A 24,281-nucleotide genomic window follows, 5' to 3' on the forward strand; every position below is an offset into this window, starting at 1 on the left:
ACATCCCCAGGTCGCTCTGGTCAACGTGCGGCGAGCTCCAACGCCGCGGCGCCGCGGAGCAGCGACGGACGAACCGTTCCACCGGTCATGAGATGCACCTGCAACGCCGCCTGGTGGGCCAGCAGATCGAGCCCGTTGACGACCGGGATGCCGCGCGACTCCGCCTCGGACGCCAGCGCAGTGGGCCACGGGTCGTACACGACGTCGAAGACCGCCTCGGCACGGTGCGCCTGGTGCGGGTCGACGACCGCTGCCGGGATCGTGGAGACCAGGACGTCGACGGCGCCGCGCTCGCGGTCGGTGAGCGACGTGACCTCGACCGCCATCCCGCAGCGGTGGGCCACGTCGACGACCTCGAGCGCCCGCGCGGGGTCACGAACCGCGACCTCCAGCCGACGGGCGCCGAGGCGGGACAGGGTCAGGGCCATGGACGCAGCGGTCGCCCCTCCCCCGAGGATGCGTGCGCTGACGACGTCGTGGACACCCGCCTCCCGGAGGGCGTTCAAGCCACCCGGGACGTCGGTGTTGTGGCCGATCCTCTCGTCGCCGAGCAGCACCGTGTTAGCAACACCCAGCAGCTCGGCGTCCTCGCTGACGTCGTCGAGCAGGGCCACGAGCCGGCGCTTCAGCGGCGCGGTGACCGAGAGGCCACGCCAGGTGTCGTCGAGGCCGTCCAGGAACGGCGCCAGCTCGTCCTCACCGACCTCGATCGCCTCGTAGTCCCAGTCGACCCCGAGCTCGAGGTACGCCGCGCGATGCATGACCGGCGACAAGGAGTGGGCCACCGGGCTGCCCAGCACGGCGCAACGCATCAGCAGCTGAACCCGGCGTCGCGGCACGCCTGCTGGTGCTCCGAGTAGGACACCGAGAAGGTCGTCTCACCCGTCTCGGGATCGGCCACGAAGTACACCCAGTCGCCGTCCTCCGGGTTCAGGGCGGCCTCGATGGCGGCCTCGCCGGGCGAGCCGATCGGCCCCGGAGGGAGCCCGGGGAACTTGTACGTGTTGTAGGGCGAGTCGGAGTCACGCTCCTCAGGCGTCGTGAACACGTCGCCGCTGCGTCCGCTGATGTAGTGCACCGTGGAGTCCATCTGGAGCGGCATGCCCTCCTCGAGCCGGTTGTAGAAGACGCGGGCACCCCGGGCGAAGTCGTCGTTCGAGACCTCGTACTCGAGGATGCTCGCGATCGTCAGGACCTCCTCGGTCGTGTAGCCGAGATCCGCGGCCCGACCCTCGATGTCGAGCTCCGCCGTGACCTCCAGCGTCTTTGCGACCATCTTTGAGAGCAGCGAGACGGCCGTCTCGCCGGGATCGACCGTGTACGTGGCGGGGTACAGGTACCCCTCCGGGTTGCCGGCCGCGATCTCCGGCAGTCCGATCGCTGCCGGGTCCGCGAGCGCCGCCTCGAGGTCGGCCTGCGGGATCTCGGTCCGCTCCGTGATCGACGCGACGATGTCGTCGACCCGAGAACCTTCCGGCACCGCGACCGTGGCGTCGGCGTTCACGATCTCGGTGGTGAGCGCGCGGTACGCCGCTGCCGCCGACATCTTCTCCCGCATCTGGTACGAGCCGGCCTTCAGCACCGCCTGCTCGGGATCGTCGAGGGCCTCCTCGTAGAACGCCGTGGCGGACTTGACGACGTCCTGGTCCTCGAGGTCGTACGACAGGCTGCGCCAGCTCGCGCCCGACTCGACCTGCACGACGACCTCGCCCGTCCCCTCGCCGCTGTAGTCCTCGGCGGCTCCGAACCGGTCCTGCGCCCACCCGTAGGCCCAGTAGCCACCCCCGGCCAGCAGGGCGAGCAGCGCGACGAGCACGACCAGACCGCGCCACGGGCGCTTCGTCTTCTCGGCACGCCGTCGACCGCGGTCGGGGCGAGGGGGCTCGCCACCGGTGACGAGGTCGAGCCCGGTGTCGGTGGTCATGCCGTCACCGCCTGCAAGAACGTCAGGGCAGGCGTCAACGGCGTGACGACCTCATGCTTCCCTCGCTGGCGCTCGGTCACGGCGTCTCCTTCTTCACGGCGTTCGGCGGGTCGATCAGGTGGCCGGGCGGAGTCCCCCGCATCCGCTCGCCCTCCAACGCATTCTGCAAGATGACCACGGCTGCCGCTTGGTCGATGACGGGTCGCTGCTTCTTCGCCTTGGTGCCACCGGCCCTGAGCTGCTGCGACGCGGTGACCGTGCTGAGGCGTTCGTCGACCAGTCGCACCGGTCGCGGCGTGGCGGCCATCAGGGCGCCGACGGCCTCACGGACCGTGGCGGCAGCGGGTCCCTCACGTCCGGACAGCGAGTACGGAAGCCCCACCACGATCTCGACGACGTCGTACTCGTCGGCCAGTGCGACGAGGCGGGCGACGGACCCGGTACCGGCGGGGACGGTCTCGACCGGCGTGGCGATCAGCCCGTCGGGGTCACACGTGGCGACCCCGATGCGGGCCGACCCGATGTCGACGCCCAGCCGACGTCCGCGGCGCACGTCCTCGTCACGCCCCCGAGACGGCGGACTCGACCGTCGCGATCGCGGCGTCGACTCCCGACGCGTCGGTGCCGCCGCCCTGGGCCACGTCAGCCTTGCCGCCACCGCGACCGCCGATCTGCTCGCCCGCGGACCGCACGAGGTCACCCGCCGAGAGACCCCGGTCGATGGCGCCCGGATTGAGCGCGATCACGACGGATGGCTTGCCGTCCGTGACGCCGAACAGCGCCACGACGGCCGGACGGTCCTGTCCGAGACGGTTGCGCACGTCCAGGGCCAGGGTGCGCAGGTCGCCTCCGCCCACGCCGTCGAGCCGGGTGGCCACGACCGCCGTGCCGGCGACGTCCTTGGCGCCCTCGGCGAGGGTGCCCGCGCCGGAGAGCAGCTCGGCGGCCCTGATCTTGTCGAGCTCGCGCTCGGTGGCCTTGAGCCGCTCGACGAGGTCGCCCACGCGGCCGGGGATGTCGTCGGGCTTGACCTTGAGCAGGCCCGAGAGCTGCGCGACGAGGTCGCGCTCGCGTGCCAGGTAGGCGAAGCCCTCGATCCCGACGAGCGCCTCGACCCGGCGGTTGCCGGCGCCGACCGAGCTGTCGGACGTGAGGACGACCGTGCCGATCTGCGAGGAGTGCTCGACGTGGGTGCCGCCGCAGAGCTCGCGCGACCAGGGGCCGCCGATCTCGACGACGCGCACCTGCTCGCCATAGGTCTCGCCGAAGAGCGCGAGGGCGCCGGCCTCCTTGGCCTGCGCGATCGTCATGAGGTTCGCGCTGACCGGGAGATCGGCGCGCAGCGCGCGGTTGGAGGCCTCCTCGACCTCGCGCAGCTGGTCCGGCGCGAGGGCGCTGCCCCAGCCGAAGTCGAGTCGGAGGTAGCCGGGACGGTTGTACGAGCCGGACTGCAGCGCGGTGGGTCCGAGCACCTCGCGGAGCGCGGCGTGCACGACGTGGGTGCCCGAGTGCGCCTGCCGGGCACCGGTACGCCACTCGGGGTCGACGAGGGCCTCGAGGTCGACGTCGAGCGTGAGCTCGCCCTCGAGCACGCGGACCTGGTGCACGACGAGCCCCTTGATCGGCCGCTGCACGTCGAGCACCTCGGCCCGGCCCGATCCTGCTGGGCCCCCTGACCACACCAGGTGGCCGGCGTCAGCGTTCTGACCACCGGACTCGGCGTAGAACGGCGTGCGGTCGAGGACGACCTCACCGAGGGACCCCGCCCCGAGGGCCGGGGTCGGCTCGCCGCCGGCCAGCAGGGCGACGACACGCGACTCGGTGGCCAGCGAGGTGTACGCGAGCCAGTCGGTCGGCCCGTGGGCGTCGAGGGCGGCCCGGTACGCCGTGGTGTCGGCGTGCAGGCCCTTCTTCGACTTGGCGTCGGCCTTGGCCCGCGCCCGCTGCTCGGCCATGAGCGAGCGGAATCCGTCGGCGTCGACCGACAGGCCCTGCTCCTCGGCCATCTCGAGGGTCAGGTCGATCGGGAAGCCGTAGGTGTCGTGGAGCGTGAAGGCGGCGTCGCCGGACAGGCCGGCACGACCTGCCTCCTTGGCGTTGCGCGCGTGGAGGTCGAAGATCTGCGTGCCCTTGCCCAGGGTCTGGCGGAACGCCTCCTCCTCGGCGAACGCGATCTGGCTGATGCGGGCGAAGTCCTTCTCGAGCTCGGGATAGCTCGACCGCATGCGCTCCTGGCTGACCGGGAGCAGCGCCGGCAGGGCCGGGTCGTCGTAGCCGAGCAGGCGCATCGAGCGCACCGCGCGACGCAGGAGCCGGCGCAGCACGTAGCCACGCGACTCGTTGCCGGGGGTCACACCGTCGCCGATCAGCATCAGACCGCTGCGCACGTGATCGGCGATGACGCGGAAACGCACGTCGTCGACCGGGTCGGCACCGTAGCGGCGACCCGTGAGCTCCTCGGCTCGCGAGATGACGGGGAAGACCTCGTCGATCTCGTACATGTTCTCCTTGCCCTGCAGGAGATACGCAACACGCTCCAGGCCCATGCCGGTGTCGATGTTCTGGTGCGGCAGGGGCGCCACGACCTCGAACTGGTCCTTCGCGCGGACGTTGGTGATCTCCTCCTGCATGAACACGAGGTTCCAGATCTCGAGGAACCGGTCCTCGTCGGCCTCGGGGCCGCCGTCGGGACCGTACTGGGCGCCGCGGTCGACGTAGATCTCGCTGCACGGACCACCCGGACCCGGGACGCCCATGTGCCAGTAGTTGTCGAGGAGTCCGCGGTTCTGGATGCGCTCGTCGGGCAGGCCCGCGATCTTCTTCCAGAGCTCGCGCGACTCGGTGTCGGTGTGCAGCACGGTGACCCAGATCGTGGCGGGGTCGAAGCCCAGACCGCCGTCGTCCACCGACCCGGTGATGAGGTTCCAGGCGTGCTCGATGGCCCCGGCCTTGAAGTAGTCGCCGAACGAGAAGTTGCCGTTCATCTGGAAGAAGGTGCCGTGCCGCGTGGTCTTGCCGACCTCCTCGATGTCGAGGGTGCGGACGCACTTCTGGACGCTCGTGGCCCGGTCGAACGGAGGCGTCTCCTGCCCGAGGAAGTACGGCTTGAACGGCACCATGCCGGCGTTGACGAACAGCAGGTTCGGGTCGTCGAACAACAACGGGGCCGACGGCACGACGGTGTGGCCGGCGGTCTCGAAGTGAGCGAGGAATCGACGCCGGATCTCGGCGGTCTCCATCAGGCGGTGTCCTTCTCGGCGGGGTTCGGGTGAGTGCTGGTGGGCCCGGACTCGAGGAGCTCGGGGACGTCGGCGTGGGCCGGCGGGAGCGCAGCGCGACGGTACAGGTCGCGGGCGACGTCGTGCTGCTTGGCCTCCATGCCGTCGCGGACCTCGCCGGCGAGCTCGCGCAGGCCGAGTCCGAGCGCCGCAGCCTGGTCGGCGATGCCCGGGACGGAGAGCCGGTGGGCGGCGCGACGGGCCTTGACGGAGGCGTAGACGCCCGCAGCGGTGCCGGCGACGAACCAGACCACGCGCGGGGTCATCGGGTCCGCTCCACGTCGGGACCCGAGACCCAGGCCGTGCCGGGGTTCGGCGCGGCCGAGGGCGTGTGCAGCCGAGCCGCCTGGCGGGCCGCACGCTGGCGCTCGCGTCGGCGGCGGGTGAACTCACGGCGCATCAGGGCCGAGATGCGGTCGCGTGACTCCGGGCGCAGGGCGTGGGCGAGTCCGTGGACCAGGACCGAGACCCGGATCGCCGGGCGGCTGAGTGCCGTCGCGACGACGTCGTGCTGGGTCGGCACCACGAAGACCTGGCCGTCGACGACACGCGTCTGGGTCGGTGCGGTCTGCGGTCGGACGACGAGGTCGCCGGTCTCACCCCGGCGGTCGACCTTCGGGTCGTACGGCACCGGCACCAGAGCCTCGGCGGCGAGAACGGCGGCCCGCTCCGACGACTGACGCTCCTCGGCGGCGCGACGCGCCTCGAGCTCGGCTCGCAGCTCGGCCCGGTCGCGGGCGCTCGAACGCGCGACCCGCACCGTGACCACGGCGGCGACCAGGGCGACGACGGCGAGCACCGCGGTGGCGGCGAGCACGACGACGTCGGTGGACATGGCCTCGAGGTTACTAGGGACGGGTGGGGCGGGTCACCGTGCGCCGCGCAGGATGGCCCGGAGGCGAGCGAGCCGTTCGCGCAGCGATCCTTCGAACCCGTGCGGGGTCGGCACGTAGTACTCGGCCCCGTCGATCTCGTCGGGCGCGTACTGCTGGCCGGAGACCGCCCGCGGGTCGTTGTGGGGGTACAGGTAGTCGTGCCCGTGGCCGAGCTTCTTGGCTCCGGAGTAGTGCGCGTCGCGCAGTGCCGGGGGCACCGCACCGGCCTTGCCCGCCCGGACGTCGGCCAGCGCGGCGTCGATGGCCTTGTAGGCCGCGTTGGACTTGGGCGCGAGCGCGAGGTGCACCACCGCCTGCGCGAGTGGGATGCGTCCCTCGGGGAGCCCGATCATCGCGACGGCCTCCGCGGCGGCGACGACGGTGGGCAGGGCTGTGGGATCGGCCATGCCGACGTCCTCGCTGGCCGAGATGATGAGTCGGCGCGCGATGAACCGGGGGTCCTCCCCCGCCTCGATCATGCGGGCCAGGTAGTGCAGCGCAGCATCGACGTCGGAACCGCGGATGCTCTTGATGAGGGCGCTCGCGACGTCGTAGTGCTGGTCGCCCTGGCGGTCGTAGCGCACCGCCGCCTTGTCGACCGCGAGCGCGGCGTCCTCGACCCCGATCTCGGTCTTGCCCTGCGCACGGGCCGCGCCGGCCGCCGCCTCGAGATAGGTGAGCGCCCGGCGTCCGTCGCCGCCGGCGAGGCGCACCAGGTGGTCCTTGCCCTCCTCGGTCAGGGTGACGGCGCCCGCGAGGCCTCGCTCGTCGGTGACGGCGCGCTCCATCAGGGTGGCGACGTCGTCGTCGGTGAGGTTCTGGAGCGTCAGCAGCAGCGAGCGGCTCAGCAGCGGCGAGATGACGCTGAAGTGCGGGTTCTCGGTGGTGGCCGCGACGAGGCTGACCCACCGGTTCTCGACGCCGGGCAGCAGGGCGTCCTGCTGGGCCTTGCTGAACCGGTGGACCTCGTCGACGAACAGCACGGTCTCCCGCCCCGTGTTCGCCAGGGCGGTGCGGGCGCCGGCGATGACGTCGCGGACGTCCTTGACCCCGGCACTGACGGCCGACACCTCGACGAAGCGACGGTCGGTGTGGTTGCTGATCAGGCTCGCGACCGTGGTCTTGCCGGTGCCGGGCGGGCCCCACAGCAGGATCGTGAGGGGCTGGTCGCCCTCGATGACCTGGCGCAGCGGGGAGCCCGGCGCCAGCAGGTGCTGCTGGCCGACGAGCTCGTCGAGCGTGCGCGGTCGCATGCGGACTGCGAGCGGTGCGTTGGCCGACGCGCCGCCCGCGAGGGATCCACCCGAGTCGCGTCCGGGCGCGCGGCCGCCCCCGTGCTGGGGCAGGTCGAACAGGCCGTCGCTCACCCGACGAGCGTAGTCGTCGATCAGGACCCTTCCGGGCCGTCCTCGTCCTCGGGCTCGAAGTCGACACCGGCCTCGGCGCGCTGCTCGTCGGTGATCGGTGCCGGAGCCGCGGTGAGCGGGTCGTAGCCGCCGCCGGACTTCGGGAACGCGATCACGTCGCGGATCGAGTCCGACCCCGTCAGCAGGGCCACCGTGCGGTCCCAGCCGAAGGCGATGCCACCGTGCGGCGGGGCACCGAACGCGAAGGCGTCGAGCAGGAAGCCGAACTTCTCCTCGGCCTCCTCGGCGCCGATGCCCATGATCTCGAAGACGCGCTTCTGCACGTCCTGGCGATGGATGCGCAGCGAGCCGCCTCCGACCTCGTTGCCGTTGCAGACGATGTCGTAGGCCCAGGCGAGGGAATCACCCGGCGTCGCGAGCGTCTCGACGTCCTGCGGGGCGGTGAAGGCGTGGTGGACCGCGGTCCACTCGCCGCCACCGACGGCGACGTCACCAGCGTCCAGCTCGCTGACCGACTCGAACATCGGCCAGTCGACGACGAAGCAGAACGACCAGGCCGACTCGTCGATCAGGCCCTCGCGCCGGGCGATCTCCACACGGGCGGCACCGAGCAGCTGACGCATCGACTTCGTCGGTCCGGCGGCGAAGTAGATCGCGTCGCCGGGCTTGGCTCCGGCCGCGGCGGCGAGGCCGTCGCGCTCGGCGTCGGACAGGTTCTTCGCGACGGGCCCACCGAGCGTCCCGTCCTCCTGCACCAGCACGTAGGCCAGGCCACGTGCACCACGCTGCTTGGCCCACTCCTGCCAGCCGTCGAGCGTGCGACGCGGCTGCGAGGCGCCGCCGGGGTGAACCACGGCACCCACGTAGGGCGCCTGGAAGACGCGGAACGGTGTGTCCGTGAAGTACTCGGTGAGCTCGGTGAGCTCCAGGTCGAAGCGCAGGTCGGGCTTGTCGGAGCCGTACTTGCCCATCGCGTCGGCGTACGTGATGCGCGGGAAGGGGCGCGGCAGCTCGACGTCGATCAGCTTCCAGAGCTCGGCATAGATCTCCTCGGCCAGGGCAATGACGTCGTCCTGGTCGACGAAGCTCATCTCGATGTCGAGCTGGGTGAACTCGGGCTGACGATCGGCACGGAAGTCCTCGTCGCGGTAGCAGCGCGCGATCTGGTAGTACCGCTCGAGCCCGCCGACCATCAGGAGCTGCTTGAACAGCTGGGGGCTCTGCGGGAGGGCGTACCAGCTGCCGGGACGCAGTCGGGCCGGCACCAGGAAGTCGCGAGCCCCCTCAGGGGTCGAGCGCGTCAACGTGGGGGTCTCGACCTCCACGAACTCGTGGCGGGCGAGCACCTCGCGGGCGGTGGCGTTGACCTTCGAGCGCAGACGCAGCGCGGCGGCCGGGCCGGAGCGGCGCAGGTCGAGATAGCGGTGACGCAGGCGGGCCTCCTCGCCGACCTCGCCGGCACCGGAGCCTGCGGCGTCGTCGATCGGGAACGGCAGCGGCGCCGACGCGCTGAGGATCTCCACCTCGTCGGCGACGACCTCGATCTCGCCCGTCGCGATGCCCGCGTTCTCGTTGCCCTCGGGGCGCCGCTGCACGGTGCCGACGATCTTGAGGCAGTACTCGGCACGGAGCTGGTGGGCGACGTCCTCGCGGACCACGACCTGCACGACACCACTGGCCTCGCGCAGGTCGATGAAGGCCACACCACCGTGATCGCGACGGCGGGCCACCCAGCCGGCCAGCGTCACCTGCTGGCCGATGCTGTCGGCGGTCAAGGTGCCGGCGTCATGCGTGCGGATCACGGGGTCTTCTCCTGGAGGTCGGGAACGGGGGGCGTGGGGGCGACGACCTGCGGACGCAGGTCGTCGGCAGGGGGCGTCCAGGTGGCCGGGTCGGCCTCGACCTGGTCGCCGCTGCGGATGTCCTTGACGGTGGGGGCGGAGCCGTCCGCTCCCCCTGGGAAGAACACGAACGGGATGCCGCGACGCTCGGCGTGGCGCAGCTGCTTGCCGAACTTCGCGGCCGACGGGGCGACCTCGGTCGGGACACCTCGCGAGCGCAGCGACCTGGCGACGTCGTCGGCACCGCGGCGGTCGGCCTCGTCGGCGACCGCGACCAGCACGGCCGTCGGCACCGAGCGGCTCGCGGTGACGCCGTCACCCAGCAGGGCCGCCAGGAGGCGGGACACACCGAGCGAGATGCCGACGCCGGGGTAGGTGCTGCGGTTGTCGGCGGCCAGCTTCTCGTACCGGCCGCCGGAGCAGATCGACCCGAGCTGCTCGAAGCCCGACAGGCGTGTCTCGAAAACCGTGCCCGTGTAGTAGTCGAGGCCTCGGGCGATCCGGAGGTCGGCGGTCACGGTGACGCGGCCGGGGGCGACGATCGAGCCGACCACGTGGGCCAGCTCCGAGAGGCCCTCGGCCAGGAGCTCGTGCTCGACACCGAGCGCCTCGACCCGCTGCACGAACGACGTGTCGGTCGTGACGATCTCGGCCAGGGCGAGCACCTTGGTGGCACTGTCGTCGGAGACGCCGATCTCGCCGAGCATGACGCGGATCTTCTCGGGGCTGACCTTGTCGAGCTTGTCGACGACCTGCATCACGGCCGTGCTGTCGGTCAGTCCGAGGCCCAGGTAGAAGCCCTCGAGCACCTTGCGGTTCGAGACCTGGAGCGTGGCGTGCGCATCTGCCGAGCCGACGAGGTCCATCAATCCGCCCAGCGCCTCGGTCATGACCTGCGCGACGTCGACGTCGGCGTGCGGCGACAGCACGTCGCGGCCGACGACGTCGATGTCGGCCTGCGTGAACTCGCGGTAGCGCCCCTGCTGCGGGCGCTCGCCGCGCCAGACCTTCTGGACCTGGTAGCGGCGGAACGGGAAGTCGAGGGTGTTCGCGTTCTCCACGACGTACCGGGCGAACGGCACCGTGAGGTCGAAGTGGAGCGCCAGGTCGGCGTCACCGGCACCGTCGGCGAGCCGCCGGACCGCGTAGACCTCCTTGTCGATCTCCCCCTTGCGCAACAGCACGTCGAGGGGCTCGACCGCGCGGGTCTCGACCGAGGCGAAGCCGTGCAGCTCGAAGGTCGACCGAAGGTGGTCGAGGACGGCCTGCTCGACGATGCGCTCGCGCGGGGTGTACTCGGGGAACCCGGAGAGGGACGCCATCAGGCGAGCCCGTCGGCGATCTGGACGAGGTACGGGTTGGTCGTGCGCTCGCGCCCGACGGAGGTCTGAGGTCCATGACCGGGCAGCACCACGACGTCGTCGCGCAGCGGCAGCACCTTGTCGCGCAGGCTGTCGATCATCTGCGGGTGCGAGCCGCCCACGAGGTCGGTGCGGCCGATCGATCCGGCGAACAGGAAGTCGCCGGAGAACATGACCTGCGAGACCTCGTCGTTGTCGGGGTAGTCGATCAGGTAGTACAGCGTGCCGGGCGTGTGCCCGGGCACGTGGGCGACCGTGAACGTGATGCCGTCGACGTCGATCGTCGCGCCGTCGACCGCGTCACGGACGTCGGCGGGCTCCACGAACTCCGGCAGCTCGCCGTCGAGGCCCAGCTGACCGCGCAGCATCGCAGCAGACTCGTTCGAGATGGCCGCCATCGGATCACTCAGCAGGTGTCGGTCGGCCGGGTGGATCCACACCGGGCAACCCCACTCCGCCGCGACGTCCTGGGCGTTCCAGAGGTGGTCGAAGTGACCGTGCGTCACCAGGACGGCCTGCGGGGTGAGGTCGTGCTCGGCGGCCACCGAGCGGACCCCCTCGATGGCGTCCATGCCGGGATCGACGACCGCACAGCCGGCGCCCGGTCCACGGGCGACGAGGTAGCAGTTCGCCTGCAGCGGACCGGCAGGGAAGGACGTCAGGAGCACGTCCGACAGGGTACGCGAGGCCACGGATCGGTCCGGCGCCACTCCTGTCCGACAGGCGTCCCTAGACTGTGCCCATGACCACACCCGCCGAGCACCCGTGGGGCCGCGTCGACGACGAGGGCAACGTCCACCTCCGCACCGCCGACGGCGAGCGCATCATCGGCCAATGGGCCGCGGGTTCCGACCCGACCGAGGCGCTGGCGTTCTACGAGCGGCGCTTCGGCGCGCTCGAGACGGAGGTCGAGCTGCTCGAGAAGCGACTCGAGTCCGGCGCCCTCTCCCCCGCTGACGCCGTGAAGGCGCTCGACAAGGCGCGACAGAACATCTCCGGGGCCGCGGCCCTGGGCGACCTGGCCGCCCTCGAGGTCCGGCTCGACGCGCTCGCGCCGCAGATCGAGAAGGCACGCGAGGCCAAGAAGGCTGCGCGCGAGGCCGAGCAGGCCGTGGCCGAGCAGCGCAAGACCGAGATCGTGACCGAGGCCGAGAAGATCGCGGCCGGCACCGAGTACCGCAAGGGCTCCGACCGGCTCACGGCGCTCCTGGAGGAGTGGAAGGCGCTGCCGCGCCTCAGCCGTTCGGCCGACGACGCGCTCTGGAAGCGCTTCAGCGGCGCACGCACCTCGTTCATGCGGGCGCGCAAGACCTTCTTCGCCGAGCAGGACGGCCAACGCGCCGAGGCGAAGAAGATCAAGGAGAAGCTCATCGTCGAGGCCGAGGCCCTGTCCGGCTCCACCGACTTCGGCGCCACCGCCGGCGCCTACCGCGACCTGATGTCGCGGTGGAAGGCGGCCGGCTCGGCCCCGCGCAACGTCGAGGACAAGCTCTGGAAGCGGTTCCGCGCCGCCCAGGATGCGTTCTTCGAGGCGCGCGACGAGGCCAACGCGGCGCTCGACAAGGAGTTCGAGGGCAACGCCGACGTCAAGGAGAAGATCCTGGTCGAGGCCGAGGCCCTCCTGCCGGTCACCGATGCCGATGCCGCGCGCAGGGCGCTCAACGACATCGCCGACCGCTGGGAGGCGGCGGGCAAGGTGCCGCGGGCCCGGATCTCCGAGCTCGAGGGCAAGCTGCGCAAGGTCGAGGAGGCCGTCCGCGCCGCGGGTGAGCGCAAGTGGCAGCGCACCGATCCCGAGAAGTCGGCCCGCGCCGACGACATGATCGGCAAGCTGCAGCGCGCCATCACCGACACCGAGGAGTCGCTCGCCAAGGCCGAGGCCGCCGGCGACCAGCGCAAGGTCAAGGACCTCACCGCCAAGCTCGAGTCCAACCGCGCCTTCCTCGACATGGCCCAGCGCGCCCAGGCCGACTTCTCCTGACCCCCAGGATTGCCGCTCGCGAGAGACTTTGTTGGTGGCGAGGAGAGACTTTGTCGGTGGTCACGAGAGAGTTTGTGCAGCCGCCCTGTGGATGGGAAACCCCACGCTGAGCTGAATCGGTCTTGCATGGCCGCGTGAACGAACTCGTGGCCGGGGGCCTGGTCTTCTCCTCGAACGACGAAGTGATGTCGAGGTACGACGCGCACCACCTGGTGCGCGACGGCGCCCTTCGGCGGGTTCTCCGCGGCGTGTTCGTCGATGCGCGGGTCCCGGACTCGCGCGAGCTGCGCGTCGCAGCGGTCGAGAAGGTACGTCCGCCGGCCGGGGTCGCGTGCGGCGAGACCGCCGCGTGGGCGATGGGCGTCGACGTCTTCGCGCCGGGTCGACGCCACGACTTCACGCCGACGTTCCTCGTGCCGCACGGCACCACCCGCATCACCGTGCCGGGTGTCCAGTGCCGCCAGGCCAAGCTGACCGTCCACGACGTGACCGACGCCTACGGCACGATCACCACGACCCCAGTTCGCACGGCCGGCGATCTCCTGCGTCGCCAGTACCGTCCCTACGCCCTCGCTTCCGCCGATCAGCTGGTGCGGACCGGTCTCGTCGATCTCGCGGACCTGAGCGATCACGTCCATCGCCTGAAGGGATACCCCGGCATCCGCCAGGCTCGCGCCCTGGTCGTCCTCGTCGACCCACGCGCGGAGTCGGCGGGTGAGTCCTGGACCCGGCTCCGACTCCACGACGCGGGATTCCCGACGCCGGAGCTGCAGGTCGTGGTGATCGACCGCGACGGTGTGGCCCGACGGCTCGACCACGCGTACGTCGAGCAGCTGGTCGCCGTGGAGTTCGACGGCCGCGAGCACCACACCGGCGCCCTGGACGCCGCGCACGACCACGATCGCCGCGGACCGTTGGCCGACCAGTACGGCTGGCGATTCGTCGTGGCCCGCTACGCGACCCTGTTCGGGCCGGACAACGCCTTCGAGCGCCAGGTGGGTGACCTGATCGGATTCACGCCCATCCCCCGCTGGTGGGGCACCCGCGCTCCACAAACTCGCTCGTGACCACCAACAAAGTCTCTCCTCGCCACCAACAAACTCTCTCGCGAGCGGAAAGGGTTACTGGGTGAGGCGGTAGACGTCGAAGACGCCCTCGATCGTGCGGACGGCCTTGAGGACGTGGCCGAGGTGCTTGGCGTCACCCATCTCGAAGGTGAACTTGCTCTTGGCCACGCGGTCGGTACCCGTGGAGAGGGCGGCCGAGAGGATGTTGACGTGCTGCTCGGACATGACCCGGGTGATGTCCGACAGCAGCCCCGGCCGGTCGAGCGCCTCGACCTGGAGCGCGACGAGGAACGTGCTCGTGGCGCTGGGTGCCCAGCGCACCGCGACCAGACGCTCGGGCTCGTCGCCCCGCAGCTGGACGAGGTTGACGCAGCTGCGTCGGTGCACCGAGACACCGGACGTGCGGGTGACGAAGCCCTCGATCTCGTCGCCGGGCACGGGCGTGCAGCACCGGGCGAGCTTGACCAGCGCACTGCCCTCGAGGCCGTCGACGACGACGCCCGCGTCCGAACCCTCGCGCGAGCGCGCGGCGCGCCGGCCCACGGTGGGCACGGTGGCCTCGGCGAGGTCCTCCTCGGCGCCCTCGCGACCTCCCGCGAGTGCCAGCACCCGGTCGACGACGCTTCGCGCGCTGACGTTGCTCTCGCCGACGGCGGCATACAGCGCCGTGATGTCGGCCAGGTTGAGGTCGCCGGCCACGACCTCCAACGTGCTCTGGCGGAAGAGCCGCACCAGCGGGAGGCTCTCCTTGCGCATCTGGCGGGCGATGAGGTCCTTGCCGTGCTCGACGGCCTCCTCGCGGCGCTCCTTCGTGAACCACTGCCGGATCTTGTTGCGTGCACGCGGGCTCACGGCGAACTCGAGCCAGTCGCGGCTGGGACCGGCGTCGGGCGACTTGGAGGTGAAGATCTCGACGACGTCGCCGGTCTCGAGCTTCGACTCCAGGGACACCAGCCGTCCGTTGACGCGAGCGCCGATGCACGCGTGACCGACCTCGGTGTGCACCGAGTAGGCGAAGTCGACCGGTGTCGAGCCGTCGGGCAGCTGGATCAGGTCGCCGCGGGGCGTGTAGGCGTACACACCCGTCTGGCCCATCTCGTACCGCAGCTGGTCGAGGAAGTCGATCGAGTCCTCGGTCTCGGACTGCCAGTCGAGGAGCTCACGCAGCCACGCCATCTCGGTGCTGATCGGCGCACCCGTGGGGGTGGCCGGCCCCTTCGCCTTGGCGGTGGCGTCCTCCTTGTACTTCCAGTGCGCCGCGACACCGTACTCGGCCCGCCGATGCATCGCATGGGTGCGGATCTGGAGCTCGACGGCCTTGCCCTGCGGACCGATGACCGTCGTGTGCAGCGACTGGTACATGTTGAACTTCGGGACGCTGATGTAGTCCTTGAAGCGGCCCGGGATCGGGTTCCAGCGCGCGTGCAGGACCCCCAGGACGGCGTAGCAGTCAGCCACTGAGTCGACCAGGATGCGCACCCCGACCAGGTCGAAGATGTCGGAGAACTCGCGGCCTCGCACGAGCATCTTCTGGTAGATCGAGTAGTAGTGCTTCGGCCGGCCCGTGGTGGTGGCCTTGATCTTGGTGTGCTTGAGATCGGACTCGACGTCGCCCACGACCCGCTCCAGGAACGTCGAGCGCGACGGGGCGCGATCGGCCACCAGGCGCACGATCTCGTCGTAGACCTTGGGGTGGAGGGTCGCGAACGCGAGGTCCTCGAGCTCCCACTTGATGGTGTTCATGCCGAGGCGGTGGGCCAGCGGCGCGAAGATCTCGAGCGTCTCGGTGGCGATGCGCTCCTGCTTGTCCTGACGCAGGTAGCGCAGGGTGCGCATGTTGTGCAGGCGGTCGGCGAGCTTGATGACGAGCACCCGGATGTCGCGGCTCATCGCGACGACCATCTTGCGGATGGTCTCGGACTGCGCCGTGGCCCCGTACTTGACCTTGTCGAGCTTGGTGACGCCGTCGACGAGATGGACCACCTCGTCACCGAAGTCGACCCGCAGCTCCTCGAGCGTGTACGCGGTGTCCTCGACGGTGTCGTGCAGCAGCGCCGCGCACAGCGTGGGCGCGGTCATGCCGAGCTCGGCCAGGATCGTGGCGACCGCCAACGGGTGCGTGATGTACGGGTCGCCGCTCTTGCGCGCCTGACCGGTGTGCATCCGCTCGGCGATGACGTAAGCCTTCTGAATCGACGCGACATCGCCCTTGGGGTGGGTGACCCGGTAGATCTTCAGGAGCGGCTCGAGCACCGCCTGCCCGGTCTGCGTCTTGCCACCGATGCGGGACAGGCGCGAGCGGACCCGCGCTGAGGCCGGTGCCGTGTCGGGACCGGGGGCCGGTGCGGACTCGGTGGCGTGAGCGCCCTGGTCGGCGGGCGTCTGGGGGCTCGGGACGTGGTCGGGCGCCTCTGCGACCTCACCACGATCTGCCACGACGACCTCCTGCGCTCAGTCTACGGCTCAGGTCAGCCCAGACCCGACAGGAGGGAGGCGGCGACGCCGAGGACGAGCACGGCGACGAGGACGAGGGCGACGACACGCATCTGCGAGGAGTTCATGTGACCTTCCCGGTCGGAGGAGGGGCGGGCGAGCCGGATCAGTAGGAACGCAGCGCGACGCAGGGCGCGTCGAACGCGTGACGCCCGTCGAGTGCGGTGATCTCGATGAGCACCACGGTACTGACGACCTCGGCCCCGCACCGCCGGGCCAGATCCACGGCGGCCGCGAGCGTGCCGCCGGTCGCCAGGACATCGTCGACGACCGCGACCCGCTGCCCCGACGACACGGCCCCAGCGGGCACCTCGATCGTGGCACTTCCGTACTCGAGGTCGTACGAGACGCTCTCGGTGCGACCCGGAAGCTTGCCGGCCTTGCGCACCGGCACGAAGCCGACGCCGAGGCGCTCGGCCACGGCCAGGCCGAACAGGAAGCCACGCGCCTCCACGCCGAGCACGACGTCGACCTCGCCAGCTGCGGCCGCCATGGCCTGCGCCACCGTGCCGAACGCCACCGGGTCGGCCAGCAGTGGAGAGATGTCCCGGAACAGCACGCCCGGCTCCGGCCAGTCGGCCACGGTCGGCACCGTCGCGTCGACGAGCGCCTCGATCTCGGTGGCGGCGTCAGGCACGGAGGTCACTGGGCCGCGGTCGAGAGCTGGAGGTCGATGTCGCAGCGGTCCTTCGCATCCTTCGTGATGGCGTTGACGGCCGCGGTCGACTCGGAGTCGGCCAGCTTGTTCTGCACCTCGGTGGCCTCGGCCTGCAGGGCCGGATCGATCGAGGTGAGCGCGCCGGACTGCACGTCGGTGGCGAACTTCTGCACGGAGGCCGGGTCGGTCAGGTCGTACCCGATCTTCTGGAAGACCTCGACGACGTCCTGCAGACGCTCGTGGAACAGCTTCCAGTCGTCCTGGACGTCGTCCGGGCCGTCCTTCGAGAACTGCTCGGCGCCGTCGAGGCGGCGCGTGACGCTGCCGGCGAGGAACTCCGCCGACGTCGCGACGTCGGCGTCGGGCGCCAGGGTCTCCTCGCTCTTGTCTTGCCAGGCCTGCAGGTCGTCGCAGTAGGCACCGCTGCCGTCACGCAGCAGGAAGAACCACCCGCTTGCGGCGAGCGCCAGCACGAGGACGCCCGCGATCGCGAGCACCTGGGGGCGACGCCACGCGGGTGCGGACGAGGCGGTCTTGGCAGTGGACGACATGAGAGCTCCTTGGGTCACGGACACGGTACTGGGACGAGGTTCGGGGCGGGACAGAACCCGGGATCACCGACCGCGGCGCTGCTGGCGGCTGGATCGTTGCGGTTGCCTGCGCCCCGAGGCGCCCGAGGCGGTGACCGGCCGAGCGGCGGCCGGGGCCGCGGCGCCGGCCGCCTCCAGGCTCTTGGCGCGACGCTCCAGCACCTTGGCGGTGTGCTCACGGATCGTGGGGTCGCGCTCCTTGAGCTGGGCCGCCAGCGGCGTCGCGATGAAGATCGACGAGTACGTGCCGACGGCCATGCCGACGAACAGCGCCAGCGCGAGGTCCTTCAGCGGACCACTGCCCAGCACCCCGACACCGACGACCAGCAGCGCCCCGACGGGGAGCAACGCGGCGATGGAAGTGTTGATCGAGCGCACCAGGGTCTGGTTGACGGCGAGATTCGCCTGCTCGGTGTAGATCCGGTTCGTCGACGCGGTGATGCCCCGGGTGTTCTCGCGGACCTTGTCGAACACGACCACGGTGTCGTAGAGCGAGTACCCCAGGATCGTCAGCAGACCGGTGACGGTCGCGGGGGTGACCTCGAAGCCCGACCACGCGTAGACGCCGACCGTGATGACGATGTCGTGCGCCAGCGCGACCATCGCGGCGACGGACATGCGCCACTCACGGAAGTACGCCCAGATGAACAGCACCACGATGACGAGGAAGACCAGAAGCCCGGTGAGCGCCTTCTTGGCGACCTCGGCACCCCACGACGGGCCGACGAGGTTCTGGCTCACCTCGGTCGCACCGGCGGACTCCAGGGCCGAGACCACCTGGCTCGTCTCGTCCTGCGTCAGGGTGCCGGTCTGGATGCGGACAGCGCTGTCGCCGGAGGCGTTGGCCACCGGTTCCGACGCGGCGTCCAGGCCCACGTCGACGACGGCCTCCCGGAGGTCGTCGACCGTGTTCGCGTCGTTCTGGTCCACCTGGGCGGTGAACTCGACGCCGCCCTTGAAGTCGATGCCGCGCTCGAGGCCGTTCACCCCGAGTCCGGCGGCGGAGCCGAGGACCAGCACGGCGCTGATGGCGTACCAGAGCATGCGCCGTCCGACGAAGTCGAACGAGATCCGGCCCGTGTAGAGGTGCTGGCCGAAGCTGCTGATTCGTCCCATCAGGACCGGCCTCCCTTCGCCGTGGCGAATTCCGTGACCTTGCGGCCCTCGATGCCCAGGTGCGAGGCGTCGAGCCCCGAGAGCTTGTGGCCCTGGCCGAAGAACTTCGTCCTGGCGAGCACTGACATCAACGGCTTGGTGAACAGGAACACCACGAGGATGTCGACGAGGGTCGTCAGTCCCAGCGCGAACGCGAACCCACGCACGACGCCGATCGCGAAGATGAACAGGATGAACGCCGCCATGAACGACACGGCATCGGCCGCGAGGATCGTCGACCTCGCCCGCTCCCACCCGGCCTCGACGGCCAGGCGCAGCGACTTGCCGTCGCGGACCTCGTCGCGGATGCGTTCGAACAGGACGATGAACGAGTCGGCCGTGATGCCGATCGCCACGATGAGGCCGGCGATGCCGGGCAGCGTGAGCGTGAAGCCCACCGCCTGCCCCAGGAGCAGCACCAGTCCGTAGGTGATCGCCGCGGCGACACCGAGCGACGCGATGACCACGAGCCCGAGCCCGCGGTAGTAGAAGAGTCCGTAGAGCAGCACCAGCACCATGCCGATCGCGCCGGCGATCAGGCCGGCCTGCAGCTGGCTGCCCGCCAGTGTCGGCCCCTCGACGGAGACACCGTTCACCGCGAAGGTCAGCGGCAGGGCGCCGTACTTGAGCTGGTTCGCGAGGTCGACCGCGGTCTCCTGCGTGAAGCTGCCGCTGATCTGCGCCCGGCCGTTGGTGATGTGCGCGTTCGAGGTCGGGGCCGTGATGACCTCGCCGTCCAGCACGACCGCGAAGCGGCCCTGCACCGGGGTGAGTGCGTCGGTGACGGTGTCGAACGTGTCGCTGCCCTCGCCGTCGAGCTCGATGTCGACGACCCACTGCGCCGTGCTCTGCGGGACGGTCGCGCTGGCGTCCTCGACGTGCGAACCCTCGATGACGGCCGGGCTGAGCACCACGACCTCGCCGGTCTTCGGGTCGCAGGTGACGATCGGAGCGTCGGCGGTGTCGACGACGGTCAGCTCACCCGGGGCGCAGACGAAGGCCTGGGCCTGCTGCTGCAGCGCCGCGACCCCGGCCTGGTACTCCGCCGGTAGTGCCGCGGGTGTCTGGGTCTCGGCGGCGATGAGCTGGTCGAGGCTCAGGGCCGACCAGTCGACGGCGTCGACCGCCGCCTGGGCCTGCTGGGCCGCGGCCTCGTCGAGCGCCTGACCGGTGGAGGCGACCTGCTGCTGCCAGACGAGCCGGAACTGCAGCTGGGCCGTGCGACCCACCTGATCGACGATGTCGCCGCGTTCCTTGCCGGGGATCTCGATGACGATCTGGTTGCCGCCCTGCGTCGTGACCTCGGCCTCGGAGACGCCGGTGGCGTTGACCCGCTGGTCGATGATGCCGCGCGCCTGGCTGAGGTTGTCCGCGGTCACGTCGCCGTCGGCCGACTCGGCCTGCAGCGTGATGCGCGTGCCGCCCTGCAGGTCCAGGCCCAGACGCGGCGCCCAGGTGCCGTGACCTCCGCCGTCCTCGAGGTCGATGAACCCGACGAGCGCGAACATCGCGACGACGCCGGCGAGGAACAGCACGAGCGTGCGTCCCGGGCGGCGCACCTTGCGGCCGCGGGCGGGCGCGGCCATCAGAGGCCTTCAGCCGAGCCGGGCTCGGGGTCGGGGCGCACGACCTCACCGATCGCCTGGCGGTGCACCCGGATCTCGACGCCGGGGGCGATCCGCAACACGGCGTCGATGTCGTCGATCGAGACGATCTCGGCGAAGATGCCGCTGGTCGTCATGACCTGCTGGCCGGGCGCGAGCTCACTCTGGAGCGTCGAGTACTCCTGCTGGCGCCGGCGCTGCGGGCGGATGATGAACAGCCAGAAGACGACGACGATCAGCAACAGCGGGATGAAGCCGGCCAGTTCGGACACGCGGGAGCTCCAGACGAGGGTGAGGACATCGCCGGGCGCCGGGCGCCGGGCGGATCGGCCTGTGGGCCATCGGGAAGTGTAGACGCCGCGACGCCCGTCACCCCGCGTGAGGACGGGGATTCAGCGAGAAATCAGGAACTCGGGTCGCTCAGCCCTGGACCGGAGGGTCCTCGGGCTCGCCCGGCAGCGGGAGCTGCGCGTCGGCGCCGACCGGTGGAGTCAGACCAAGGTGGCGCCACGCGGCCGGGGTCGCGACCCGGCCCCGGGGCGTGCGGGCGAGGAAGCCCAGCCGCACGAGGTAGGGCTCGGCGATCTCCTCGACGGTCTCGCGCTCCTCGCCGACCGCGACGGCGAGCGTGGAGACGCCGACCGGGCCCCCGCCGAAGCTGGCGCAGAGCGCACGCAGGACGCCGACGTCGAGCCGGTCGAGCCCGAGCTCGTCGACCTCGTACAGGGCCAGGGCGGCTCGAGCGGCCTCGAGGTCGAGCACGCCCTCCGTGCGCACCTGCGCGTAGTCGCGGACCCGGCGCAGGAGTCGGTTGGCGATCCGTGGCGTGCCGCGGGAGCGGCCCGCGATCTCGGCAGCGCCCTCGGGCGTGAGGTCGAGGGCCAGCAGGCCGGCCGAGCGGGTGACGATGCGGTCGAGGTCGGCCGCCTCGTAGTAGTCGAGCTGGGCCGTGAAGCCGAAGCGGTCGCGCAGCGGACCCGGCAGCAGTCCGGCGCGGGTCGTGGCCCCCACGACCGTGAAGGGTGGGATCTCCAGCGGGATCGCCGTCGCTCCGGGGCCCTTGCCCACGATGACGTCGACCCGGAAGTCCTCCATCGCCATGTAGAGGAGCTCCTCGGCCGGGCGGGACATCCGGTGGATCTCGTCGATGAACACGACGTCGCCCTCGTTGACGCCCGAGAGGATGGCCGCGAGGTCGCCGGCGTGCTGGATCGCCGGGCCGCTCGTGATGCGCAGGGGCGCCGCGAGGTGGTTCGCGATGATCATCGCGAGCGTGGTCTTGCCCAGGCCGGGCGGCCCGGAGAGCAGCACGTGGTCGGGGACGGACCCGCGGGCCGTGGCGGCCTCGAGCACGAGCGCGAGCTGCTCGCGCACGCGGTCCTGCCCCACGACCTCTTCGAGCGTGCGGGGGCGCAGCGCCGCCTCGTAGGCGCGGTCATCGGTGCCGGCGGCCGGCGCCACGATGCCGACCTCCCCGGTCTCCAGCGGCTCGTCGTCCCTCATCGCATTCCCCTCATCGATGCCCCTTCATCGGGACCGCGCGAGTGAGCGGAGGGCGTCGCGCAACGCCGTGGCGACCTCGGGCTCGGCGCCGTCGGTCAGGCCGGCGGCGACGGCGTCGACCGCCGACTCGGCGTCGCGGGCGCTCCAGCCGAGGCCGAGCAGTGCCTCGTGCACCTGCTCGCGCCAGGCCGGCGCGCCCGTGGCGCTGGTGGTGGTGGCGAGCCCGACGCGGTCCTTGAGCTCGACGACGATGCGCTCGGCACCCTTGCGGCCGATGCCGGGCACCGAGGTCAGCACCGCGAGGTCGGACTGCGCGATGGCCGAGCGCAGCCGGTCGGGGTCGAGCACCGAGAGCATCGCCAGCGCGACCTTGGGGCCGATGCCACTGGCGGTCTGGACGAGCTCGAACATGTCGCGCTCCTCGGCGCTGCCGAAGCCGTAGAGCGTCATGGAGTCCTCACGGACCACCAGCGTGGTGCTGACCGTGGACTCCTGGCCGAGGCGGAGGGTGGCGAGCGTGCCCGGCGTGCTGCGCACGAAGTACCCGACCCCGCTGACGTCGAGGACGGCGCCGTCGAGCTGGACGGCGACGACCGTGCCGCGGAGCGAGGCGATCATCGGCCGGCCCTCGCGAGGGCGTCGGCGAGGCGCTGCTGCGCTCCCCCGCGCCACACGTGGCAGATCGCGATCGCGAGCGCATCGGCGGCGTCGGCCGGCTTGGGCGCCTCGGTGAGTCGCAGGATGCGCGTGACCATCTGCCCGACCTGCGCCTTGTCGGCGCGGCCGCTGCCCGTGACGGCGGCCTTGACCTCGCTGGGGGTGTGCAGGTGGACGCCAAGGCCGTGGCGTGCCGCCACCGCCATCGCGACGCCGCTGGCCTGGGCCGTGCCCATCACGGTGCGCACGTTGTGCTGGGCGAAGACCCGTTCGATCGCCACCGCATCGGGCCGGTGCTCGGCGATGGCGGACTCGATGCCCTCGGACAGCAGCAGCAGACGGCGGGCGACGTCGAGGTCGGCCGGCGTGCGGACGACCCCCACGTGCACGAGGTTCATCGGGCGACCGACGGACCCCTCGACGACCCCGACACCACAGCGCGTGAGGCCGGGATCGATGCCCATGACCCGCAGTCCGACCGAACTCATGTTCGACAGCCTAGGCGTCGGCGCCGACTCCCCCGGTCACGACACGCCCGGCTCAGGCCTGGGCCTGCTCCATGACCTCGTCGCTCGCGTCGAAGTTCGCGAAGACGTTCTGCACGTCGTCGCAGTCCTCCAGCGCGTCGATGAGCTTCAGGACCTTGGTGGCGCCGTCGACGTCGACCTCGACCTGCACCGACGGCACGAAGGAGGCGTCGGCGGAGTCGTAGTCGAGGCCCGCGTCCTGCAGCGCGGTGCGCACCGCGACCAGGTCGGTCGGCTCGCACACGACCTGGAACGCGCCGTCGAGGTCGTTGACCTCGTCGGCACCGGCGTCGAGGACCGCCAGGAGGATGTCGTCCTCGTTGGTCTCGCTGCCCTCCTGCTCGGCGGGCACGATGATGACGCCCTTGCGGTGGAACAGGTAGGAGACCGATCCGGGATCGGCCATCGTGCCGCCGTTGCGCGTCATGGCGGTACGTACCTCCATCGCGGCACGGTTCTTGTTGTCGGTGAGGCACTCGACCAGCATCGCGATGCCGTTCGGGCCGTACCCCTCGTACATGATCGTGGTGTAGTCGACCGCGTCGTCGCCGATGCCGCCGCCACGCTTGACCGCGCGGTCGATGTTGTCGTTCGGGACCGACGACTTCTTGGCCTTCTGGATCGCGTCGTACAGCGTGGGGTTGCCGTCGGGATCGGGCCCGCCGGTGCGCGCCGCAACCTCGATGTTCTTGATCAGCTTGGCGAACATCTTGCCGCGCTTGGCGTCGACGACGGCCTTCTTGTGCTTCGTGGTGGCCCACTTGGAGTGCCCTGACATGGCGCGTCCCCTCTTCTCTACTGCGTGACGAGATCGACGAAGAGGCCGTGCACCCGGTCGTCGTCCCCGACCTCCGGGTGGAAGGCGGTGGCGAGCAGGTGGCCCTGTCGAACCGCCACGATCCTATCCGCGCCGGCGACCTCGACCGAAGCCAGCACCTCGACCGACTCCCCCGCCTGCTCGATCCAGGGGGCGCGGATGAACACGGCGTGGACCGGCTCGGCCAGGCCCGCGAGGTCGAGATCACCCTCGAAGGAGTCGACCTGGCGGCCGAACGCGTTGCGGCGGACGGTCACGTCGAGACCACCGAAGGTCTCCTGGTCACGCGTACCGTCCTTGACGCGGTCGGCCAGCATGATCATGCCCGCGCAGGTGCCGAACGTCGGCATGCCCGAGCCGATCCGGTCGACGATCGGCTCGAAGAGCTCGAAGGTCCGCGCCAGCTTGAACATCGTGGTGGACTCACCGCCCGGCAGCACGAGGGCGTCGCACCGGGCGAGCTCCTCGGGACGGCGCACCGTGATGGCCGTGGCACCGAGTCGCGCGAGCGCGGTGACGTGCTCGCGCACGTCACCCTGCAGAGCAAAGACACCGATCGTGGGGCTGGAGGTCACCGGGACAG

At 71.0% G+C, this 24,281-nt stretch carries 23 protein-coding genes; 2 read left to right on the forward strand and 21 right to left on the reverse strand.

Going from position 1 to position 24,281, the window contains the following annotated elements; all coding sequences use genetic code 11:
• Window positions 1-20: 20 nt before the first annotated feature.
• From V6S66_RS08905 to V6S66_RS08950, 10 genes are all read right to left on the reverse strand, one after another.
• Window positions 21-812 (reverse strand): shikimate dehydrogenase, encoded by a 792-nt coding sequence (locus V6S66_RS08905; protein ID WP_334207250.1) that lies wholly within the window; start codon window positions 810-812, stop codon window positions 21-23.
• On the reverse strand, window positions 812-1,924 hold the full coding sequence (gene mltG, locus V6S66_RS08910; protein WP_334206385.1) for an endolytic transglycosylase MltG: 1,113 nt from the start codon (window positions 1,922-1,924) through the stop codon (window positions 812-814). Before mltG ends, V6S66_RS08905 begins: the two co-directional genes overlap by 1 nt.
• Before the next feature lie 76 nt (window positions 1,925-2,000).
• Window positions 2,001-2,477 carry a Holliday junction resolvase RuvX gene (gene ruvX, locus V6S66_RS08915; RefSeq protein WP_334206386.1) on the reverse strand — a complete coding sequence of 159 codons (477 nt, stop codon included), beginning with the start codon at window positions 2,475-2,477 and terminating at the stop codon, window positions 2,001-2,003.
• Between the two features lie 7 nt (window positions 2,478-2,484).
• Window positions 2,485-5,163 (reverse strand): alanine--tRNA ligase, encoded by a 2,679-nt coding sequence (alaS, locus tag V6S66_RS08920; protein WP_334206387.1) that lies wholly within the window; start codon window positions 5,161-5,163, stop codon window positions 2,485-2,487.
• Window positions 5,163-5,468, reverse strand: a complete 306-nt coding sequence (locus V6S66_RS08925) for a DUF6167 family protein (RefSeq protein WP_334206388.1) — start codon at window positions 5,466-5,468, stop codon at window positions 5,163-5,165. The genes alaS and V6S66_RS08925 overlap by 1 nt, the downstream gene beginning before the upstream one ends.
• On the reverse strand, window positions 5,465-6,037 hold the full coding sequence (locus tag V6S66_RS08930; protein ID WP_334206389.1) for a hypothetical protein: 573 nt from the start codon (window positions 6,035-6,037) through the stop codon (window positions 5,465-5,467). The genes V6S66_RS08925 and V6S66_RS08930 overlap by 4 nt, the downstream gene beginning before the upstream one ends.
• A gap of 33 nt (window positions 6,038-6,070) precedes the next feature.
• The gene (locus tag V6S66_RS08935) at window positions 6,071-7,444 is read right to left on the reverse strand and encodes a replication-associated recombination protein A (protein ID WP_334206390.1); all 1,374 of its coding nucleotides are present in this window, start codon (window positions 7,442-7,444) and stop codon (window positions 6,071-6,073) included.
• 20 nt (window positions 7,445-7,464) lie between these two features.
• On the reverse strand, window positions 7,465-9,246 hold the full coding sequence (gene aspS / locus V6S66_RS08940; protein ID WP_334206391.1) for an aspartate--tRNA ligase: 1,782 nt from the start codon (window positions 9,244-9,246) through the stop codon (window positions 7,465-7,467).
• Entirely contained in the window at window positions 9,243-10,607 is a 1,365-nt protein-coding gene (gene hisS, locus V6S66_RS08945) for a histidine--tRNA ligase (protein WP_334206392.1), read from the reverse strand. Before hisS ends, aspS begins: the two co-directional genes overlap by 4 nt.
• Entirely contained in the window at window positions 10,607-11,314 is a 708-nt protein-coding gene (locus tag V6S66_RS08950; protein ID WP_334206393.1) for an MBL fold metallo-hydrolase, read from the reverse strand. Before V6S66_RS08950 ends, hisS begins: the two co-directional genes overlap by 1 nt.
• A 74-nt stretch (window positions 11,315-11,388) precedes the next feature.
• Here V6S66_RS08950 and V6S66_RS08955 point away from each other — a divergent pair, with 74 nt between their 5' ends.
• Both V6S66_RS08955 and V6S66_RS08960 read left to right on the forward strand, forming a co-directional pair.
• The gene (locus V6S66_RS08955) at window positions 11,389-12,627 is read left to right on the forward strand and encodes a DUF349 domain-containing protein (protein ID WP_334206394.1); all 1,239 of its coding nucleotides are present in this window, start codon (window positions 11,389-11,391) and stop codon (window positions 12,625-12,627) included.
• A gap of 134 nt (window positions 12,628-12,761) precedes the next feature.
• Window positions 12,762-13,694 carry a hypothetical protein gene (locus tag V6S66_RS08960; protein WP_334206395.1) on the forward strand — a complete coding sequence of 311 codons (933 nt, stop codon included), beginning with the start codon at window positions 12,762-12,764 and terminating at the stop codon, window positions 13,692-13,694.
• A gap of 54 nt (window positions 13,695-13,748) precedes the next feature.
• Here the strand turns inward: V6S66_RS08960 and V6S66_RS08965 are convergent, their stop codons facing one another.
• The 11 genes from V6S66_RS08965 to pdxT all read right to left on the reverse strand — a co-directional run bounded on the left by V6S66_RS08965 (window position 13,749) and on the right by pdxT (window position 24,273).
• Window positions 13,749-16,130 carry a RelA/SpoT family protein gene (locus V6S66_RS08965; RefSeq protein WP_442885899.1) on the reverse strand — a complete coding sequence of 794 codons (2,382 nt, stop codon included), beginning with the start codon at window positions 16,128-16,130 and terminating at the stop codon, window positions 13,749-13,751.
• Window positions 16,131-16,293: 163 nt separating this feature from the next.
• Complete coding sequence (locus tag V6S66_RS08970) at window positions 16,294-16,824, reverse strand: adenine phosphoribosyltransferase (RefSeq protein WP_334206396.1); 531 nt, start codon at window positions 16,822-16,824, stop codon at window positions 16,294-16,296.
• A gap of 5 nt (window positions 16,825-16,829) precedes the next feature.
• On the reverse strand, window positions 16,830-17,396 hold the full coding sequence (locus tag V6S66_RS08975) for a hypothetical protein (RefSeq protein WP_334206397.1): 567 nt from the start codon (window positions 17,394-17,396) through the stop codon (window positions 16,830-16,832).
• 63 nt (window positions 17,397-17,459) lie between these two features.
• On the reverse strand, window positions 17,460-18,551 hold the full coding sequence (secF, locus tag V6S66_RS08980) for a protein translocase subunit SecF (RefSeq protein ID WP_334206398.1): 1,092 nt from the start codon (window positions 18,549-18,551) through the stop codon (window positions 17,460-17,462).
• Window positions 18,551-20,176: a protein translocase subunit SecD gene (gene secD / locus V6S66_RS08985; protein WP_334206399.1), complete on the reverse strand. Its 1,626-nt coding sequence runs from the start codon at window positions 20,174-20,176 to the stop codon at window positions 18,551-18,553. The genes secF and secD overlap by 1 nt, the downstream gene beginning before the upstream one ends.
• Window positions 20,176-20,466 (reverse strand): preprotein translocase subunit YajC, encoded by a 291-nt coding sequence (yajC, locus tag V6S66_RS08990; RefSeq protein WP_334206400.1) that lies wholly within the window; start codon window positions 20,464-20,466, stop codon window positions 20,176-20,178. The genes secD and yajC overlap by 1 nt, the downstream gene beginning before the upstream one ends.
• Before the next feature lie 148 nt (window positions 20,467-20,614).
• Window positions 20,615-21,697 carry a Holliday junction branch migration DNA helicase RuvB gene (gene ruvB / locus V6S66_RS08995; protein WP_334206401.1) on the reverse strand — a complete coding sequence of 361 codons (1,083 nt, stop codon included), beginning with the start codon at window positions 21,695-21,697 and terminating at the stop codon, window positions 20,615-20,617.
• Between the two features lie 24 nt (window positions 21,698-21,721).
• Entirely contained in the window at window positions 21,722-22,315 is a 594-nt protein-coding gene (ruvA, locus tag V6S66_RS09000) for a Holliday junction branch migration protein RuvA (protein WP_334206402.1), read from the reverse strand.
• On the reverse strand, window positions 22,312-22,842 hold the full coding sequence (ruvC, locus tag V6S66_RS09005; RefSeq protein ID WP_334206403.1) for a crossover junction endodeoxyribonuclease RuvC: 531 nt from the start codon (window positions 22,840-22,842) through the stop codon (window positions 22,312-22,314). The genes ruvA and ruvC overlap by 4 nt, the downstream gene beginning before the upstream one ends.
• Before the next feature lie 52 nt (window positions 22,843-22,894).
• A complete protein-coding gene (locus tag V6S66_RS09010) occupies window positions 22,895-23,659 on the reverse strand; it encodes a YebC/PmpR family DNA-binding transcriptional regulator (protein WP_334206404.1) in 765 nt (254 codons plus the stop codon).
• Between the two features lie 17 nt (window positions 23,660-23,676).
• Window positions 23,677-24,273: a pyridoxal 5'-phosphate synthase glutaminase subunit PdxT gene (pdxT, locus tag V6S66_RS09015; RefSeq protein ID WP_334206405.1), complete on the reverse strand. Its 597-nt coding sequence runs from the start codon at window positions 24,271-24,273 to the stop codon at window positions 23,677-23,679.
• Window positions 24,274-24,281: the final 8 nt, after the last annotated feature.

The sequence above is a fragment of the Aeromicrobium sp. Sec7.5 genome (assembly GCF_036867135.1).
GTDB lineage: Bacteria > Actinomycetota > Actinomycetes > Propionibacteriales > Nocardioidaceae > Aeromicrobium.

Bases quoted from the DNA above. Each gene is read 5' to 3' on its own strand.
- ruvA (WP_334206402.1), bottom strand. From the start codon at position 22,315: ATGATCGCCTCGCTCCGCGGCACGGTCGTCGCCGTCCAGCTCGACGGC.
- secF (WP_334206398.1), bottom strand. From the start codon at position 18,551: ATGGGACGAATCAGCAGCTTCGGCCAGCACCTCTACACGGGCCGGATC.
- ruvB (WP_334206401.1), bottom strand. From the start codon at position 21,697: ATGAGGGACGACGAGCCGCTGGAGACCGGGGAGGTCGGCATCGTGGCG.
- V6S66_RS09010 (WP_334206404.1), bottom strand. From the start codon at position 23,659: ATGTCAGGGCACTCCAAGTGGGCCACCACGAAGCACAAGAAGGCCGTC.
- hisS (WP_334206392.1), bottom strand. From the start codon at position 10,607: ATGGCGTCCCTCTCCGGGTTCCCCGAGTACACCCCGCGCGAGCGCATC.
- V6S66_RS08955 (WP_334206394.1), top strand. From the start codon at position 11,389: ATGACCACACCCGCCGAGCACCCGTGGGGCCGCGTCGACGACGAGGGC.
- V6S66_RS08905 (WP_334207250.1), bottom strand. From the start codon at position 812: ATGCGTTGCGCCGTGCTGGGCAGCCCGGTGGCCCACTCCTTGTCGCCG.
- ruvC (WP_334206403.1), bottom strand. From the start codon at position 22,842: ATGAGTTCGGTCGGACTGCGGGTCATGGGCATCGATCCCGGCCTCACG.
- mltG (WP_334206385.1), bottom strand. From the start codon at position 1,924: ATGACCACCGACACCGGGCTCGACCTCGTCACCGGTGGCGAGCCCCCT.
- V6S66_RS08975 (WP_334206397.1), bottom strand. From the start codon at position 17,396: ATGTCGTCCACTGCCAAGACCGCCTCGTCCGCACCCGCGTGGCGTCGC.
- alaS (WP_334206387.1), bottom strand. From the start codon at position 5,163: ATGGAGACCGCCGAGATCCGGCGTCGATTCCTCGCTCACTTCGAGACC.
- V6S66_RS08925 (WP_334206388.1), bottom strand. From the start codon at position 5,468: ATGACCCCGCGCGTGGTCTGGTTCGTCGCCGGCACCGCTGCGGGCGTC.
- V6S66_RS08930 (WP_334206389.1), bottom strand. From the start codon at position 6,037: ATGTCCACCGACGTCGTCGTGCTCGCCGCCACCGCGGTGCTCGCCGTC.
- secD (WP_334206399.1), bottom strand. From the start codon at position 20,176: ATGGCCGCGCCCGCCCGCGGCCGCAAGGTGCGCCGCCCGGGACGCACG.